The sequence below is a fragment of the Stenotrophomonas sp. STEN020 genome (assembly GCF_056760195.1).
In genome coordinates, this window is sequence record NZ_JBRREI010000010.1 from 87,847 (window position 1) to 105,055 (window position 17,209).

General features: G+C 63.6%; 8 protein-coding genes. 5 read left to right on the forward strand and 3 right to left on the reverse strand.

The features are described from left to right. Nucleotide 1: 1 nt before the first annotated feature. The gene (adh, locus tag ACVOLZ_RS06570) at nt 2–1,531 is read right to left on the reverse strand and encodes an aldehyde dehydrogenase (RefSeq protein ID WP_481515480.1); all 1,530 of its coding nucleotides are present in this window, start codon (nt 1,529–1,531) and stop codon (nt 2–4) included. Between the two features lie 243 nt (nt 1,532–1,774). On the opposite strand from adh, the gene ACVOLZ_RS06575 reads away from it, so the two are divergent. Then, entirely contained in the window at nt 1,775–3,634 is a 1,860-nt protein-coding gene (locus ACVOLZ_RS06575) for a sigma-54-dependent Fis family transcriptional regulator (protein WP_481515481.1), read from the forward strand. A 191-nt stretch (nt 3,635–3,825) separates the two neighbouring features. Here ACVOLZ_RS06575 and eda read toward each other — a convergent pair whose 3' ends face one another. Together eda and ACVOLZ_RS06585 are read right to left on the reverse strand one after the other, a co-directional pair. Next, complete coding sequence (gene eda / locus ACVOLZ_RS06580) at nt 3,826–4,464, reverse strand: bifunctional 4-hydroxy-2-oxoglutarate aldolase/2-dehydro-3-deoxy-phosphogluconate aldolase (protein WP_481515482.1); 639 nt, start codon at nt 4,462–4,464, stop codon at nt 3,826–3,828. Continuing rightward, nucleotides 4,451–5,473 (reverse strand): sugar kinase, encoded by a 1,023-nt coding sequence (locus ACVOLZ_RS06585; protein ID WP_481515488.1) that lies wholly within the window; start codon nt 5,471–5,473, stop codon nt 4,451–4,453. The genes eda and ACVOLZ_RS06585 overlap by 14 nt, the downstream gene beginning before the upstream one ends. Before the next feature lie 273 nt (nt 5,474–5,746). On the opposite strand from ACVOLZ_RS06585, the gene ACVOLZ_RS06590 reads away from it, so the two are divergent. The 4 genes from ACVOLZ_RS06590 to ACVOLZ_RS06605 all read left to right on the forward strand — a co-directional run bounded on the left by ACVOLZ_RS06590 (nt 5,747) and on the right by ACVOLZ_RS06605 (nt 17,049). After that, nucleotides 5,747–8,548, forward strand: a complete 2,802-nt coding sequence (locus tag ACVOLZ_RS06590; RefSeq protein ID WP_481515483.1) for a TonB-dependent receptor — start codon at nt 5,747–5,749, stop codon at nt 8,546–8,548. A gap of 209 nt (nt 8,549–8,757) precedes the next feature. Continuing rightward, entirely contained in the window at nt 8,758–11,928 is a 3,171-nt protein-coding gene (locus ACVOLZ_RS06595) for a TonB-dependent receptor (protein WP_481515484.1), read from the forward strand. Between the two features lie 78 nt (nt 11,929–12,006). Next, a complete protein-coding gene (gene pelA / locus ACVOLZ_RS06600) occupies nt 12,007–13,092 on the forward strand; it encodes a pectate lyase (protein ID WP_481515485.1) in 1,086 nt (361 codons plus the stop codon). A gap of 168 nt (nt 13,093–13,260) precedes the next feature. Then, on the forward strand, nt 13,261–17,049 hold the full coding sequence (locus tag ACVOLZ_RS06605) for a LamG-like jellyroll fold domain-containing protein (protein ID WP_481515486.1): 3,789 nt from the start codon (nt 13,261–13,263) through the stop codon (nt 17,047–17,049). Nucleotides 17,050–17,209: the final 160 nt, after the last annotated feature.

Consider the following 17,209-nt stretch of genomic DNA (forward strand, 5'->3'; position numbering starts at 1 on the left):
TTCAGAAGAAACCCAGCTTTTTCGGGGAATAGCTGACCAGCAGGTTCTTGGTCTGCTGGTAGTGGTCGAGCATCATCTTGTGGTTCTCGCGGCCGATGCCCGATTGCTTGTAGCCACCGAACGCGGCATGTGCCGGATAGGCGTGGTAGCAGTTGGTCCACACCCGCCCTGCCTGTATCGCACGGCCCATGCGGTACAGGCGTGAAGCGTCGCGGCTCCACAGGCCGGCACCGAGGCCGTACAAGGTGTCGTTGGCGATCTCCAGCGCTTCTTCTTCGGTCTTGAAGGTGGTGACCGACACCACCGGCCCGAAGATTTCCTCCTGGAACACGCGCATCTTGTTGTGGCCCTTGAACACCGTCGGCTTCACGTAGAAACCGTCGGCCAGATCACCGTCGAGCTGATTCTGCTCACCGCCGATCAACACTTCGGCGCCTTCGGCCTTGCCGATCTCGATATAGGACAGGATCTTCTGCAGCTGCTCCTGCGAGGCCTGCGCACCCACCATGGTGTTGGGGTCCAGCGGATTGCCCTGCTTGATCGCCGCTACCCGTGCCAGTGCACGCTCCATGAATTTCTCGTAGATCGATTCCTGGATCAGTACCCGCGACGGACAGGTGCAGACCTCGCCCTGGTTGAAGGCGAACATCACGAAGCCTTCCACCGCTTTGTCGAGGAAATCATCGTCCTCGGCCATCACGTCGGCGAAGAAGATGTTGGGCGACTTGCCGCCCAGCTCCAGCGTCACCGGGATCAGGTTCTGGCTGGCGTACTGCATGATCAGTCGGCCGGTGCTGGTCTCGCCGGTGAAGGCGATCTTGGCAATACGCGGGCTGCTGGCCAGAGGTTTTCCGGCTTCCAGACCGAAACCGTTGACGATGTTGAGCACGCCCGGCGGCAGCAGGTCGCCAATCACTTCCATCAGCACCAGGATCGAGGCCGGGGTCTGCTCGGCCGGCTTCAGCACCACGCAGTTGCCGGCGGCCAGTGCCGGTGCCAGCTTCCACGCCGCCATCAGCAGCGGAAAGTTCCACGGGATGATCTGCCCGACCACGCCCAGCGGTTCGTGGAAGTGATAGGCCACGGTGTCGTTGTCGATCTGCGACAGGCTGCCTTCCTGTGCACGCAAGGCACCGGCGAAGTAGCGGAAGTGATCGGCCATCAACGGCACATCGGCGTTGAGGGTCTCGCGGATCGGCTTGCCGTTGTCCCAGGTCTCGGCATGGGCGATCAGTTCAAGATTTTCCTCGATACGATCCGCAATGCGGTTGAGGATATTGGCGCGCTCGGTGGTCGAGCGCTTGCCCCAGGCATCCTTGGCCGCGTGCGCGGCGTCCAGCGCCAGCTCCACGTCTTCGGCATTGGAGCGCGCAACCTGGGTGAACACCTTGCCGGTGATCGGCGTGGTGTTGTCGAAATACTGGCCACTGCGGGGCGCTACCCATTGGCCGCCGATGTAGTTGCCATAGCGGGCTTTGAACAGGGACTGCGGATCGGTGGCATGCGGTTTGGCGGACAGGACTGCGTTCATCTGTGGAATCTCCGGTTCAGCGGTGTGTGGGCCGCGTGTGTGGCGGTGGCTACAACGGGCGCAAGAGCGATGCCAAGTTCCGCCTGTTGCGTTGCGGCACGATGAAAAGCCATTGATTGCGGCGACACGTCGACAGATTTGCTGCACTGCGAAACCGCAGGTGATTGCAGCGCCCGTCCGGGTGTGGTGTTAATCGGAACAGTGGTTTGAACAGCTGTCGCAAAATGCGACACAGGAGCGGTCATGGCACTGGCACTGCAACATCGCGTGGGCAACGCCCGCCGCTCGTTCTTCGAGCGCGGCACCACGCCCGTGGGCACCGTCCCCGACAACATCCTGCAGTCATGGCGGCGCTGCCAGCGCAGCGGCCTGCTGGTGGATGCCGAGCCCGCCCTGGAACCCCTGCCTGGCCACAACCTGCGCGAACTGCGCGAACGCCATGAGCGCTTGTGGCGATTGGCGCGCGCTGAGCTGGATGGGCTGGCCGCACACACCGCCAGCACCGGCAGCATCGTGCTGCTGACCGATGAGAGCGGCTGGATCCTCAATGCAGAAGGCAGCGCCGGTTTCCTCGACAAGGCCGGGCGGGTGGCCTTGATGCCCGGTGTGTGCTGGAGCGAATCAGCGGTGGGCACCAATGCCATCGGCACCGCGATCGTCGAGGGCCGCGCGGTGGAGGTGCGTGGCGGCGAACACTTCTACGCACCGCACGGCATCCTCAGCTGCTCGGCCATGCCCATCCATGATCCGCATGGGCAATTGGCCGGTGTGCTCGACATCAGCGGCCCGGCCAGTGTGCAGCAGATGCACGCGATGGGTCTGGCGCGGTTGGCCGCCAACCGCATCGAACACCGCTTCTTCGAGAACGGCATTGGCGACTGCGAACTGCTGCGCCTGCACCACGACCGCACCTTGCTGGGCACCGCAGGCGAAGCCGTGCTCGGTTTCCGCAACGGCCGCCTGGTGGCCGCCAATGGCGTCGGCCTGCATCTGTTCGGCCTGGAGCGTGGCGATATCGGCCGCGCGTCGTATGAGGCACTGTTCGAGATGCCGTTGTCGCGGATGCGCGATGAAGGCATGTTGCAGGATCGCAGCGGTCGCCTGCTGCATGGCCAACTGGATGCGCCAACACCCGCAGCGCGCACGCGGACGACCAGCACCACGCAACCGTTGGCGCGGCCCTTGCCAACCACGGTTGCCGCACCCGCCGTTGTATTCGATACCAGCCAGCGCGAGCAGTTGCTGCGCGCTGGCCGTGTTCTGGAAGCCGGCCTGCCGGTGCTGCTGCAGGGCGAAACCGGCACCGGCAAGGAAGTGGCGGCGCGCGCGCTGCACGCGCAAGGCAGCCGCAGCGGCAAGCCCTTCGTTGCGGTGAATTGCGCAGCGCTGCCGGAGGGACTGATCGAAGCCGAACTGTTCGGTTACGAGGAAGGCGCGTTCACCGGCGCGCGCCGACAAGGCAGCCAGGGCCTGCTGCGGCAGGCGCAAGGCGGCGTGTTATTCCTCGATGAAATCGGCGACATGCCGTTGGCGCTGCAGCCACGCCTGCTGCGCGTACTGCAGGACCGCGAGTTGTCACCGTTGGGCGGCGGCAAGCCGGTCAAGTTGGATTTCATGCTGATCTGCGCCACCCACTGCGATCTGCAGCAGGCGATGGATGAAGGCCGTTTCCGTTCCGATCTGTACTACCGCATTGCCGATCACGTGATGCGGCTGTCGCCGCTGCGTGATGCGGACGACCGCGCACAGCTGCTGCAGGCGATGTGGCAGCCCTTGGCGCAAGGCCGTGTGTTGAGTGTTGAGGCGGAGCGTGCGCTGGTTGCGTATGACTGGCCGGGCAATCTGCGCCAGCTTGCGGCCTGCCTGCGCACCTTGGTGGCGTTGACCGAACCGGGTGCGGTGATTGATATGGAACTGCTGCCGGAGTATCTGCATCAGGCTGCGCGACGTATTGCTGCTGCTCCGGTGGTGGATGGCAGTTTGCAGGAACTGGCTTTGGATGTGATGCGGCAGACCTTGGCGGCCTGCGATGGCAACGTGAGTCTGGCGGCGAAAAGGTTGGGGGTTAACCGCAGTACCTTGTATCGGCGCTTGAAGCTTTAAAGCTGAGCAACAGCAACAGCAACAGCACCCCTCCCCGGCCCTCCCCTTCGCTGCGCGAAAGGGAGGGGGTGGTTCGTGCGGCCTGCAGCATCCTGCGCAACTGCAGCTTCAACCCCCTTCCTTTCGCGTAGCGAAGGGGAGGGTTGGGGAGGGGTGAGCTTTTGATCTTGATCTAGTCCGCAACCCCAGCATCAACCCGGCAAAACAGCCGCAGCTCTTGCCAGTGTCTCAATCCCCGTCCAATCACGCGCCTGCAACAGCTCACGCGTGGTCAACCACGAACCGCCCACGCACAGCACATTCGGCAGATGCAGGAACTGCGATGCAGTCTGCGCGCTGATGCCCCCGGTCGGGCAAAACCGCACATCGCCGAACGGGCCATTCCAGGCCGACAACATGCCCACGCCGCCGGCCTGCACAGCCGGGAAGAACTTGAACGTATCCAGCCCGTGCTCCAGGCCGCGCATCAACTCGGACGAAGTCGCCACACCCGGAAGGAACGGCAGATCGGTATCGCGTGCCGCCGCATACAGCGTGTCGGTGGCGCCAGGTGACACCGCAAAGCGACCACCCACCGATTTCAGCTTCTCCATCTGCGCCGGCGTCAGCACGGTGCCGGCACCGACCACCGCATCAGGCACGGCCTCGACCATGGCCTTGATCGCATCCATCGCGTTTGCGGTGCGCAAGGTCACCTCGATCACCGGCAGGCCGCCGTTGAACAAGGCCTGCGCCACCTGTACCGCATCGTCGACATTGTCGGGAGTGAACACCGGAATCACCGGGGCCAGTTTGAGCACTGCGCGTACGCGCGGATCAGCGCCGGACATCGAATTTTCCTTCGCCCATCAGGGCCATGACGTCGGCCACGCCGACTGGGTTGAAATCACCGGGAATGGAATGCTTCAGGCAGCCAGCGGCCAGGCCGAAGCGGATCGTGGTTTCCGCATCCATGCCTTCGATCAGACCGTGCAGCACGCCGGCCGCGAACGCGTCACCGCCGCCGATGCGATCGACGATATCGGTCAGCTCTTCGGCCGGTGCCAATGCACGCGTGCCATCGCGCCCAAGCAGCATCGCACCCAGCGAATGGTGGCCAACGCTGTGCGCGTTGCGCTGTGTGCAGGCCATGTACTGCAGGCGCGGGAACGCCGCGAATGCCATCGCCGCGGCAGCATCGACGCGTGCCTGCGGCTCGGCCTGGTTGAACTCGCCGCCCAGCACCACGCCGATGTCGCGGTAGTCGGCGAATACGATGTGCGCGCAGTCGAACAGGTCGCGCAGGATCGCCTTGGCGTCGCCGCCCCAGCGCTCCCACAGCTTGGGCCGGAAGTTGCCGTCGAAGGACACCTTGATGCCGCGCTCGTTGGCAGCGCGTGCGGCGGCCAGGGTGGCCTGCGCGGCATCCATGCCCAGGGCTGGGCTGACCCCGGACAGGTGCAGCCACTGCGCGCCCTGCAGCAGCGCAGGCCAGTCGTAGCTGTCGGCGCGGACGCTGGCGAAGGCCGAGTCGGCGCGGTCATAGACCACTTCGCTGGGCCGGTGGCCGGCGCCGGTGGTCAGGAAATACAGGCCCATGCGGCCGTCGCTGCGGCGCACGCGCGAGGTGTCCACGCCATGGCGGCGCAGTTCACCGGCCACCGCCGCACCCAGCGGGTTGTCGGCAACCACGCTGATCATCGCCACGTCGTGGCCGAAGTGCGCCAACGACACGCCGACATTGGCTTCGGCACCGCCGGCATGCACGTCCAGCGTGGGCGACTGCAACAACAGCTGGTTACCGGGCGCGCCCAAGCGCAGCAGCAGCTCACCAAAACAGACAACACGGGGGGAAATCATCGCCATTCCTGTCTCCTCGTCGATCGGCGCGCATCATGGCATGGTTGATTGGCTATCGGTGTCATTCGGTCGCAACTGTCCCTTTGGTTGCCCGTGTTACCGTCCTCCAATGTCCTTCAGACAATGGTTTCCGCCCTGTTTGCTCCCTGTTGCAGTGCAAGATGCTCCCTCTTCACGCAGCTGCTACTTTCCGTTTTGACCAGCGGTGTCATCCGGCGAAAAGCACAAGCCGGAGCCACTGCATCGAATGCAAACCTTGGAGAGGGGAAGCACATGAATCCACGTAACTCGCAGAAAAAGACACCGGTTACCTTGCTCGCATTGGGGATCAGTTTGGCGCTGCAGGCAGGCGCTGCCATGGCCCAGGATGCAGCTGCGCCGGCCACCGCTGCCACCGAACTGGATGCAGTGACCGTCACTGGCTATCGCGCCAGCGTGGAGAAGGCGCTGGACATCAAGCGCGGCGAAGCCGGCGTTGTTGATGCCATCGTCGCCGAGGACATCGGCAAGTTCCCGGACAGCAACCTGGCCGAGTCGCTGCAGCGCATTCCTGGTGTGGTGATCACCCGTGATGGTGGTGAAGGCCGCAACATCTCGGTGCGCGGCCTGGGCCCGGACTTCACCCGCGTACGTATCAACGGCCTGGAAGCACTGAGCACGGTTGGCAGCACCGACGGCCAGGGCGGTACCAACCGCGGCCGTGGTTTCGACTTCAACGTATTCGCCGCCGACCTGTTCACCCAGTTGATCGCGCGCAAGACCGCCTCGGCGGATGTGGATGAAGGCTCGCTGGGCGCCACCGTCGACCTGCGTACCGGCCGTCCGTTCGACTATGACGGCCTGACCATCGTCAGCAACGTGCAGGCGTCCTACAACGATGCCTCGCAGTCGGCGATGCCGCGCTTTGCCGGTTTGATCGCCAACAGCTGGGCCGATGGCAAGTTCGGTGCGTTGTTCTCGGTGGCCTACTCCGAACGCGAAACCGTCGAAGAAGGCAGTGGCACCGTGCGTTGGGCCAATGCGCTTGCCAACACCCCCACCAACACCGCCAATCCGAACGGTGTCGGCTTCGCCGGTTGCTCCACTGGCACCGCGCCCTTCCCCGGCGTCTGCAGCGACAAGGTGTACACGCCGCGATTCCCGCGTTACACGCTGATCGAGCATGACCAGAAGCGTCTGGGTGTTACCGGTGCGCTGCAGTTCAAGCCCAGCGATCGCACCAGCTTCAACCTGGACATGCTGTACTCCAAGATCGACGCCAAGCGCGACGAGAAGTACATCGAAGCCAATGGCCTGAGCAAGACCGGTACGGCTGGCAAGGCGCAGACCGTGGTCACCGATGGCGTGATCGAGAACGGCGCGTTGGTCTACGCAAAGATGGACAACGTGGACATCCGTGCGGAAAACCGCCACGACGAATGGACCACCGATTTCTACCAGCTCAGCCTCGATGGTGAGCACCGACTGACCGACAACTTCACCATCACCGGCAAGATCGGTACGTCCAAGTCCAAGCATGAGAACCCGATCCAGGCGACCATCATGATGGACAAGCTGGATGTGGATGGCTACAGCTACGACTACCGCGGCAATGCCAACAAGCCGGTGTTCAACTACGGTGTAAGCCCGACCGACCCCAATGGCTGGACGCTGTCCACCATTCGCCTGCGCCAGAACTACGTGACCAACGAGTTCCACAATGGTCAGCTCGACTTCTCCTGGGTGATGGGACCGTCCTTCACCCTGGACGGCGGCATCCAGGCCAAGAACTACAGCTTCGACTCGATGGAACGTCGCCGCAAAGCGACTGAAACCGAGGTCCCCAATTTCAGCACTGGCAACAAGCTGGTACCTGCGGACATGACGGAGATCGCCAGTCTCGGTGGCATGTCAGGCTCGCCCGGCAAGTGGGTGGTACCGAACTTCGGCGCGATTGCCGACCAGTTCGGCATCTTCAGCAATCAGGGCACCTTTGCCGTTGCCGACTACGCACCCAGCATCCGTGGTGTGGAGGAGCAGGACCGCAGTGGCTGGTTGATGGGTCGCTTCTCCACCGAACTGGGCTCGATTCCGGTGTCCGGCAACATCGGTGCACGCTACGTCAAGACCAAGCAGACCTCGCACGGCATCGCCACCGGTTCCGGCACGCCGGTCGTGGCGACCGCAACGCGTGAGTACAACGACTTCTTGCCGTCGCTGAACCTGGTTGCGGAAATCACGCCTGACTTCCTGATCCGCTTGGGTGCGGCCAAGGTGATGTCACGTCCGGGTCTTGGCAGCCTGACCCCGGGCGTCACCGTCAGCGTCAGCGGTAGTGCCAAGACGGTGAGCGCGGGCAACCCCGACCTGGAACCGATCCGCGCCAAGACCGTGGATCTGGGCTTCGAGTGGTACTTCAACGAAGGTGCCATGCTCGGTGTCGGCCTGTTCTACAAGGATATCGGCAGCTTCATCCAGAACACCCGCGAGAGCCGTGTCTATTCGGAAAGCGGCCTGCCGGCCAGCTTGCTGGCAGGTACGACTGCCAGCCCGGATGACACCTTCGTGTTCTCGCTGCCGGTCAATACGCCGGGCGGTGACCTGACCGGTGTCGAGTTCAACTACACCCAGCCCTTCACCTTCCTGCCGGGCAAGTGGTCCAACCTTGGTGCGCAGTTCAACTACACCTATGTGGAATCGAAGGTGCAGTACATCACCAGCAGCGGCGCGCTTGCACAGAAGACCGATCTGACCGGCCTGTCGCGCAACTCCTGGAACACGACCTTGTTCTACGAAGGTGAGCGTTGGTCCGGCCGTGTTTCGGCGACCAACCGCGACGACTACCTGATCCAGGTGCCGGGCACCGAAAAGGGCTTCGACAGCGCAGGTCTTGGCGTGCACGGCCAGAGCGGCACCACCTTCGTTGATGCGTCCATCCACTACCGCATCAGCGACCAGCTGGAGATCAGCCTGGAAGGTGCCAACCTGACCAACGAAGCACAGGAATCGTGGGTCGCCAACCCATCGGTATCGCTGCCGCTGGAATACAGCGAGACCGGCCGCCAGTTCACCCTGGGCCTGCGTTACAAGTTCTGATAGACGCACTTTGGCAGGGGGCGGATCGCATTCTCTCCGCAGATCCGCCCCTGCTTTTTCATCCTCCGCAGGCCATGGTCATGCCATGGCCTGACGGCTGTCCACGTGCGGCCGCAATGGCCCGACAGCACGTCTGAAGTACTCGCCAGGGATATCCCCACACCCCTTCCAGTTCGCTTGATTCCCCGTCCGGGGAAGGAGCCCACCGCATGGATCGTAAGCGTCGTTTTGGAAAGACACCGGTTACCTTGTTGGCAACCGCCATTGCTTCGGTATTGACCGCTCCCCTCGCCTTCGCCCAGTCCGCACCGGCGGCCGCCGAGGCCACCCAGCTGGATGCAGTGAACGTCACTGGCTACCGCCAGAGCCTGCAGAAATCGCTGGACGAAAAGCGTTACACCACCGAACAGGTGGACGCGATCTTCGCCGAGGACATCGGCAAGTTCCCCGACCAGAATCTTGCCGAGTCGCTGCAGCGCATCGCCGGCGTATCGATTGATCGCGAAGGCGGCGAAGGCCAGCGCATCTCGATCCGTGGCCTGGGCGCGGACTTCACCCGCGTGCGCCTCAACGGCCTGGAGGCATTGGCCACCGCCGGCAACGGTAGTAGCGGCGTCAACCGCAGCCGCGGCTTCGATTTCAATACCTTCGCCTCCGAGCTCTTCAGCCAGGTCAAGGTCAACAAGACCCAGTCGGCGCAGATGGACGAAGGTTCGCTGGGTTCAACCGTCGATCTGCGTGGTTCGCGACCGTTTGATTTCGCCGGTTTCCAGGCCTCGGCATCAGCGCAGGCCGGTTACGGCGAGCTGTCGGAAAAGTTTGACCCGCGCTTCTCCGGCCTGATCAGCAACACCTGGGCCGATGGCCGCTTCGGCGCGTTGCTGTCGGGCTCGTACAGCAAGCGCACTGTCTACGAGGAAGGCTACAACCCGGTGCGTTGGGAACACGGCAACCACCGCAACTCCAACCAGTCCACTGCAGCCAACAACGGCACCTACGGCTTCTGTACGCCGGTGGGCTACAACCCGCAGACGCCGCGCAACCCGGCGTCTAATGAAACCCCGGCCGGCAGCGGCAGCCAGGCCAACCAGGACCGCAACAACGGCTGGGGCAGCTATGGCATCAGCGCCACGCATTGCGGTACCGGCCTGCCGCGCCCGGCCAATACGCCGGAGAACATCGCCGCCTACGAGACCGCGACCAATGCCTGGATTCCGCGCTATCCGCGCTATGTCCGCACCGCGCATGAAATCGAGCGGCTGGGTGTAACCGGCGCGTTCCAGTTCCGCGTCTCCGATGACACCTTGCTCAGCTTCGATGCGATGTACTCGAAGCTGGACAAGGATCAGCGTGAAGACTCCATCGGCGCCAACCTGCACCGTGCCGCCAACCTCGGTGGCAAGACCCAGATCGTGGTGCGCGAGGCCGAGGTGGACGCGCAGAACCGGCTGATCTACGGCGTGTTCGACAACGTCGATTTCCGCACCGAGTCCAGCCTGATCGAGGAATCGACCACCTTCCAGCAGTACAGCCTGAACCTCGAGCATCACTTCAACGACGCGGTGAAGATGGAGGCCGTGCTCGGTCACTCCAGCTCGGACTATGAGCGCCCGGTGTTCTCTCTGGTGAGCTTCGACAACAGCAACGTCGACGGCTTCGTGATGGACATGCGCAACGGCGGCGATATGCCGAACATGACCCTACCCTTCGCCTTGAACGACCCGGCGGCATGGTCGTGGCTGGGCTACGGCGCGGTACCGGTCAACAGCAACGGCACCGCGCGCGGCAGCAACATCAGCGAAGTGCGCTTGAACCCGAGCTACGTCAACAACGCTTTCGACACCGCCAAGATCGACCTGCAGTTCAACATCAACCCGACCTTCACCCTGCGTACCGGCCTTGCCTACAAGGACTACGACATGGAGTCGGAGGAATACCGCCACATCAGCTACGGCCGCCTGGCCCAGGCCCTGCCGGCAGGTGTCACTGTCGGTGACCTGAGTACCACGCTGACCGGCTTCGGCAAGAACCTGTCCGGCAATGTGCCGAACGGTTGGCTGATTCCGGATTTCGGCAAGATCGCCGAGCTGCTCAACATCAACTGCAACTGCGATACCGGCGTGCAGGGCGGTGACTACCGATTGGCCGGCGTTGGCCACTTCGGTGCGTCCAACAACAACTTCGAGGTCAACGAGCGCAGCCTCGGTGGCTACCTGCAGTTGGATTTCAATACCGAACTATGGGACCGCGCCTTCCGCGGCAACCTGGGCGTGCGCGTGGTCAACACCCAGATCAACGCATCCGGTTGGGCGCCGTGCAATGCAGCGGCATCGGGCAACAACTCGGCCAACTGCGAATCGTTCTTTGGTGTGGCCAGCGCGACGGCTGCGGCCGGTGAACGCTCGCTGGTGCGCTCGGTGGTCAACCACAGCTACCAGGACGTGCTGCCGTCGCTGAACCTGGCCTGGGACGTGGCCGAGAACGTGGTGCTGCGTTTCGGCGCGGCCAAGACCATGGCACGACCGACGCTTGCCTACCTGTCGCCCAGCGTCAGCGGCGGCCCCACCGGTTACTTCGATGATGGCCGCGTGTTCGCGATCAACCTTGGCAATCCCAAGCTCGATCCGTTCCGCTCGACCAACTACGACCTGAGCGCGGAGTGGTACTTTGGTGATGGCGGCCTGCTGTCGGCGGCACTGTTCTACAAGGACATCGACAGCTACGTGCAGCGCACCCGCCTGCTGACCACCTGGGGCGACATGGGCTACTCGCTGGACCTGCTGCCGGCTGGCTTCACCGCCGACACCGTGTTCAACGTGCAGAGCTACTACAACACCCCGGGCGGCCCGTTGAAGGGCTACGAATTGAGCTACCAGCAGCCGTTCACCTTCCTGCCCGGCATCTGGAGCAAGTTCGGCATCCAGCTCAACTACACGCATGTCGAGTCGAGCATCAAATACATGTTCAGCTCGGCCGGCAACAGCAATACCAGCATCACCACCACCTTCACCGACAACGACCTGGTCAACCTGTCGCCGAATTCGTACAACGCCACCTTGTACTACGACGATGGCAAGTTCAGCGCCCGTGTTTCCACCAGCTACCGCGACGGCTACATCGGCGAGATCCTCAGCCAGGAAAGCGTCTGGGACCTGGACGGAAATCAGTTCGCAACACCGGATGTGACCGGCAAGAACAGCGTGCGCAACGTCGACTTCAACATGTCGTACAAGGTCAACAAGAAGCTGTCGCTGACCTTCGAGGCGATCAACCTGCTTGATACGCCGGATCAGCGCTACGTGGACTCCGCACGGCAGATGGCCGACCGCTACACCGTGACCGGTCGCCAGTACTACGTCGGCGCGCGCTACAAGTTCTGAGATGGCGCGCGCGCAAGGCCAGTGCAGTAACACCGGGATGCCAGCACGCTGGTGTTCCGGTGCATGCAGGAGGATGCGATGAGGCGTTTGTGGTTATCGACCGCGCTGTTGATCAGCGCGGGCTGGAGCTCTGCAGCGGTGCAGGCAGCCGCGCCGCGCACCGAGCCCGAAGCCGAAAACATGTTGCTGCTGCAGACCGCTTCCGGCGGCTGGTCCAAGCAGTACCAGGGCAAGGCGGTCGACTACGAGCATGTGTTCAGCGCCGACGAGCGCGCGGCATTGCAGGCCCCGGATCGGCTGGATGACGCCAATATCGACAACAAGTCGACCACGCGCGAGATCCGCCACCTGCTGCAGGCCTGGAAAGACACCGGCAACGCGGCATACCTGGGCGCTGCACGGCGCGGCGTGGATTATCTGCTGGCCGCGCAGTACGCCAATGGCGGCTGGCCGCAGTACTACCCCGAGCGCTCGCTGTACCGGCACCAGATCACCTTCAACGACGACGCGATGACCCGCGTGCTGGACCTGCTGCAGGACATCGCCGAAGGTGCGCCCGCGGTTGCGGGATTGCCGCCGGACTATGCAGGCAAGGCCAACGCCGCCTTGCAGCGCGGCCTGCAGAACGTGTTGGCCACGCAGGTACGCATGGATGGCCGACTGTCCATCTGGGCCGCGCAATACGACGAGGTCAGCCTGCAACCGGCCAAGGCGCGTTCCTACGAGTTGCCATCGCTTGCCGTATCCGAGTCGGTAGGCGTGCTGCGGCTGTTGATGCGCCAGCCCGAGCCGAGCCCGCAGACCATCGAAGCCATCGAATCTGGCCTGCAGTGGCTGCAGGCCAATGCCTTGCTGGACCTGGCGATGCGCAAGGTCGAGGCACCGGAGCAGCCCAGTGGCAAGGACGTGCTTATAGAACCTTTGGCAGGCGCACGGCTGTGGGCACGCTTCTACGATCTGGAACAGGGGCGGCCGATGTTCGTCAATCGCGAGGGTGAGCGTGTGGCGCGCTTCGCGGACATTCCGAACGAACGCCGGGTAGGTTATGCCTGGTATGGCGTGTGGCCGGAGCAGTTGCTGGACCGGGAGTGGCCGAAGTGGGCGCAGCGGCATGGGCGAGAGCAACCCTCTCCCCAACCCCTCTCCCGGAGGGAGAGGGGCTAGCTGTTCCCTTCTCCCTCCGGAAGAAGGTGGCCCGAAGGGCCGGATGAGGGTGAGGGCGAAGCCCACGCAATCCTGCATTGCGGATGTGCTCGACCCTCTCGCCAACCCCTCTCCCGGAGGGAGAGGGGCTTAAGCAAGGCAGTCAACCGATTTGGAACGAGTTAGACAATGAACCAGAAAACCGTGTTGCGTCCCACCCACCTCGCCTGCGTGTTGGGCCTGCTGTTGGCACCGCTGAGCGCAGTCGCGCAGTCGCCGGAGCTGTTGTTCCGCGTCTCGGCGGACAAGGGCTTTGTTGCTGACAGCGCCGCTGGCGACGCAACCCCGAACTTCCAGGACAAGGTCAGTCTTGTCGACGATGGCGCGCATGGTCGTGCAATCCAATGGCAGGACGACGGTGTGCTGTCGTGGAACGCGCCCGGCAACATCCAGGCCGAGCGCGGAACTCTGTCCTTCTTCTGGCGTTCGCGTTATGCGGTGGGCGAAGCACCGTTCGTGATCTTCCGCGTCGGCTACGCCGACCACAGCAGCTGGGACATGGCCTGGCTGCGCATCGACTGGAACGGGCACGGCTTCGATGCCTTCGTCACCGATGCCAACCTGGCCCGCACCCGCGTCTCGTTCAAGCTCGACAGGAATCCGTCGCCCGAACAATGGCAGCACATCGCCTTCGCCTGGGATGAGGACAAGGGCGTCAAGTTGTTCATTGATGGACGTGAAGTCGCACAGGCGGCAACCACCGGTGACTACGACGCGGCGCTGGACCAGCTCGGTCTTGCCGGCCGGGTGATGGCGCCCTACCAGGTGCAGAGCCGCTACAACTTCCTGCGTGGCAGCGACTTCGACGAGATCCGCGTCTACGACCGCATGCTCGATAGCGCCGGCGTGGCCGCGCTTGCGCGCAATGCCGAGCCGCGCAGCGCCGAGAGCGGCAGTGCCTCGCAGCGTGCCTGGTGGCACCGCTATGGCTGGGAAGGTGCCGCACCGCCGGCACTGAGCGCGCCGACGACAAGCATCCGCAAGGTCGAGTTTGCTGACGTAAAAGACAAACTGCAGTGGATGTGGAAGGGCACTGACGGTATTGCCGAAACCACCTGGCCCGGCGTCTACAACCGCTCGCGCCTGCCTGGCCGCAACGATTACATGCAGCTGCCGGACTGGAACACCTATGTGGAAGGTGGCCAGCAACTGGACCTGACGGTTCCCGAAGGCGAACACATCAATCGCATCGAGATCCGCGGAGCCGCCTACGGTGAGCTGAAGGGCACCGCGGGCACTTTGTTCAATCGTCCGCAAGGCGTGGTGCGCAGCGTCGACAGCTTCGCCGACCAGGTCGGTGGCAAGCTGCACTTCCAAAACACCGCGCAGGAAACCCCGATCCAGGAGATCTGGGGCTACCAGGTCAGCGACGCGGCCGAGCCGCAGGGCACAGTCAAGCAGCGCTATCAGATCGACAGCAGCGTGCTGCCGGATTACACCAATATCGCCAGCCTGCGCGACTATATCGACGGCCGCTTCGCGCCGGATGAGCGCAGCACGGTGATGGCGCTGCCCAAGGGCGCGGGCTCGCGCAAGCGCGCTGCCGACAGCCTGCCGGCCAAGCCCATGCCGATCGTGCACGTGCTGATTCCGTCCGGCGTTGGTGATGCACCTGCCGCGCAGCCGCTGATCCGCAGCTGGGCGCATAGCTGGGAAAACATGTACGACGGCCTCGATGGTGTGGCGATCGATATCCCCGCGCTGGACCTGCCGGCTACGCATGACGGTCTGATCCCGCTGAACATCCGCGTCAAGGATCCGATCTGGCCGGCGCGCGACATGATCGATGTCTCGGTGTCGGTGAAGCCTGGCGAAGCACGCACCCTGTGGCTGGACCTGCGCGATCGCATCCTCACCGCTGACAGCCTTTGGATCTCGGTGGCCTCGGCCGCGCCGGGCTTCAATGCGGCATCGCTGGACGGCGCCGAAGTGCGCCTGGTGTTCAAGGAACGCAAGGAGGCGATCAAGCAGCACGTCGCCGATCGTTTCAACCAGGTGCGTGACAACTGGGGCTTCCTGGTCGAGGAGCACACCACCTCCAAGCGCCAGCGGCTGTACTCGCGTGTCTATGCCGATCTGAGTGATCTGCTGCGGGTTGACCCGGACCATGAGCTGGGCCGCTTGTATTGGAACTACATCAGCTACAACAGCCAGGGCAAGCCAGCGTTCGAGCAGCCGCAGGCGCCGAAGGGCGTACCGTTGTGGGCGTTCCGTCAGGTTGAAGACCTGAAGTATGTGCGTCGCTTCATTGACTGGTGGATCGAGAACCGTCAGGTCGCTTACGGCGATTTCGGCGGCGGTATTTCCGATGACTCGGATCTGGTCCAGCAGTGGCCGGGTCTGGCACTGATGGGTGTCGAGCCCGAGCGCCTGAATACCTCGCTGACCGCGTTGTCCGACGCGGTCTACAAGAACGGCATGTTCTCCAATGGCCTCAGCACCATCGAGACCGATGAGCTGCACGCCTACGAGGAAGGCATCAACGCCAACAGCGCGATGCTCTACCTCAACTGGGGCGATCCGCTCACCGTCGAGCGTCTGATGGAAACGGTGAGGGCTTTTGACGAGCGCATCATTCTGCGCAATCCGCAGGGCAACCTGTTGTTCTCCAGCAACTGGTTTGGCGGCAACAAGGTTTACCGCGAGCCGAACTGGCAGTGGCAGAAACCGTATTCGTTCCCGGCGCTGCACCCGGCCTTCCTGATCGGCGAGTACAACGCAGATCCAACCGGCCGCAAGTTGGTCACCGGACTTGCCGACGGCTATCTGGCCCACGCCTACAAGGACGACAAGGGCCGCTTCACCCTGCCCAACGAGATCAACTGGGCCACGGGCAAGACCCGTGGTGGCGAGTTGAACCAGGGCTCGGGCAGCGGCGATTTGATGCACACCTTCTGGGCCGCGTGGCGCTGGACTGGCGACGCCAAGTACCTGCAGGCGCTGGACTACCGCGTGGTGCGCGCTGGCCCGGGCGTGCTGTCCAATCTCGGCGAGAACTATGTCGATGTGCTGGGCAGGCAGCAGGACTGGGGCAAGCAGTTGGTGGCCGATGCCGACAAGGGCGGCAGCGGCTTCGCCGCGATCAGCGCCTGGCAGCAGACAGGTGACAAGAAGTACCTGGAAGCACTGCACGCTGACGGCATCCAGGCCAAGGCACAGCGCGAGTACATGAACACCGAAGGCCACTGGTGGAGCGACCGCGTCGAGGCACCAAGCGAGTTCCTGCAGCGCCTGCGCCTGGGCGGCATCGGCCTGAAGCGTAACCAGAGCTGGCCGGGGCATACCGTCAGCTGGCAGTTCGCCCAGCCCGATAGCGCCGAGCAGGTCGCTCTGCTGGTGCATGCGCCGTCGCGCGAACGCTTCAAGGTGATCGCCTTCAACCTTGGCAACACGCCGCTGGATGCGACCATGACCGGCTGGAACATCGCCGCCGGCACCTGGCGTGTACGCAGTGGCGTGGATCGCGATGGTGATGATGTGATCGACGGCAAGGCGGAGGTGCGCGAGGTGTTGCTGGAGAAGAGCGTCGGCGCACAATTGCGGTTTGCACCGAAGCAGAGCCAGGTATTCGAGTTCGAGCTGGTGACGCCCGGCACGCCGGTGGAGACACGTGCGGACCTGGGCATTGGCCGTGGTGATCTGAAGATCGAGGGTGAGCGCGTGTGGTTGACCGTGCACAGCCTTGGGCATGTCGGAACTGGCGCTGGTTATGCGGTGCTGGAAGATGCGCGCGGTCGTGAAGTTGCGCGGGTTGCAGTGCCTGCATTGGAAGCGCCGTTGGATTTGTTGCCGCGTACGACGACGGTGGAGCTGGCGCTGCCGGCCGGATTCAAGCGTGAGGGAGCGAGCATGCGGGTTGGCCTGGAGGGGGATGGGGCTGAGGTGACGAAGCTCAATAACCGCTTGCCGTTGCGATGATTGATCGAGCTCCTCTCCTGAAGGGAGAGGAGCTTTGCCGACTGTAGTGGGGGGGGGGGGGGGGGGGGGGGGGGGGGGGGGGGTCTGGGGGGGAGAACAGCAGGGGGGAGGAACGGGGTGGGTGGGGTGGGTGGGAGGGGGCGGGGGGGGGGGGGGAGGA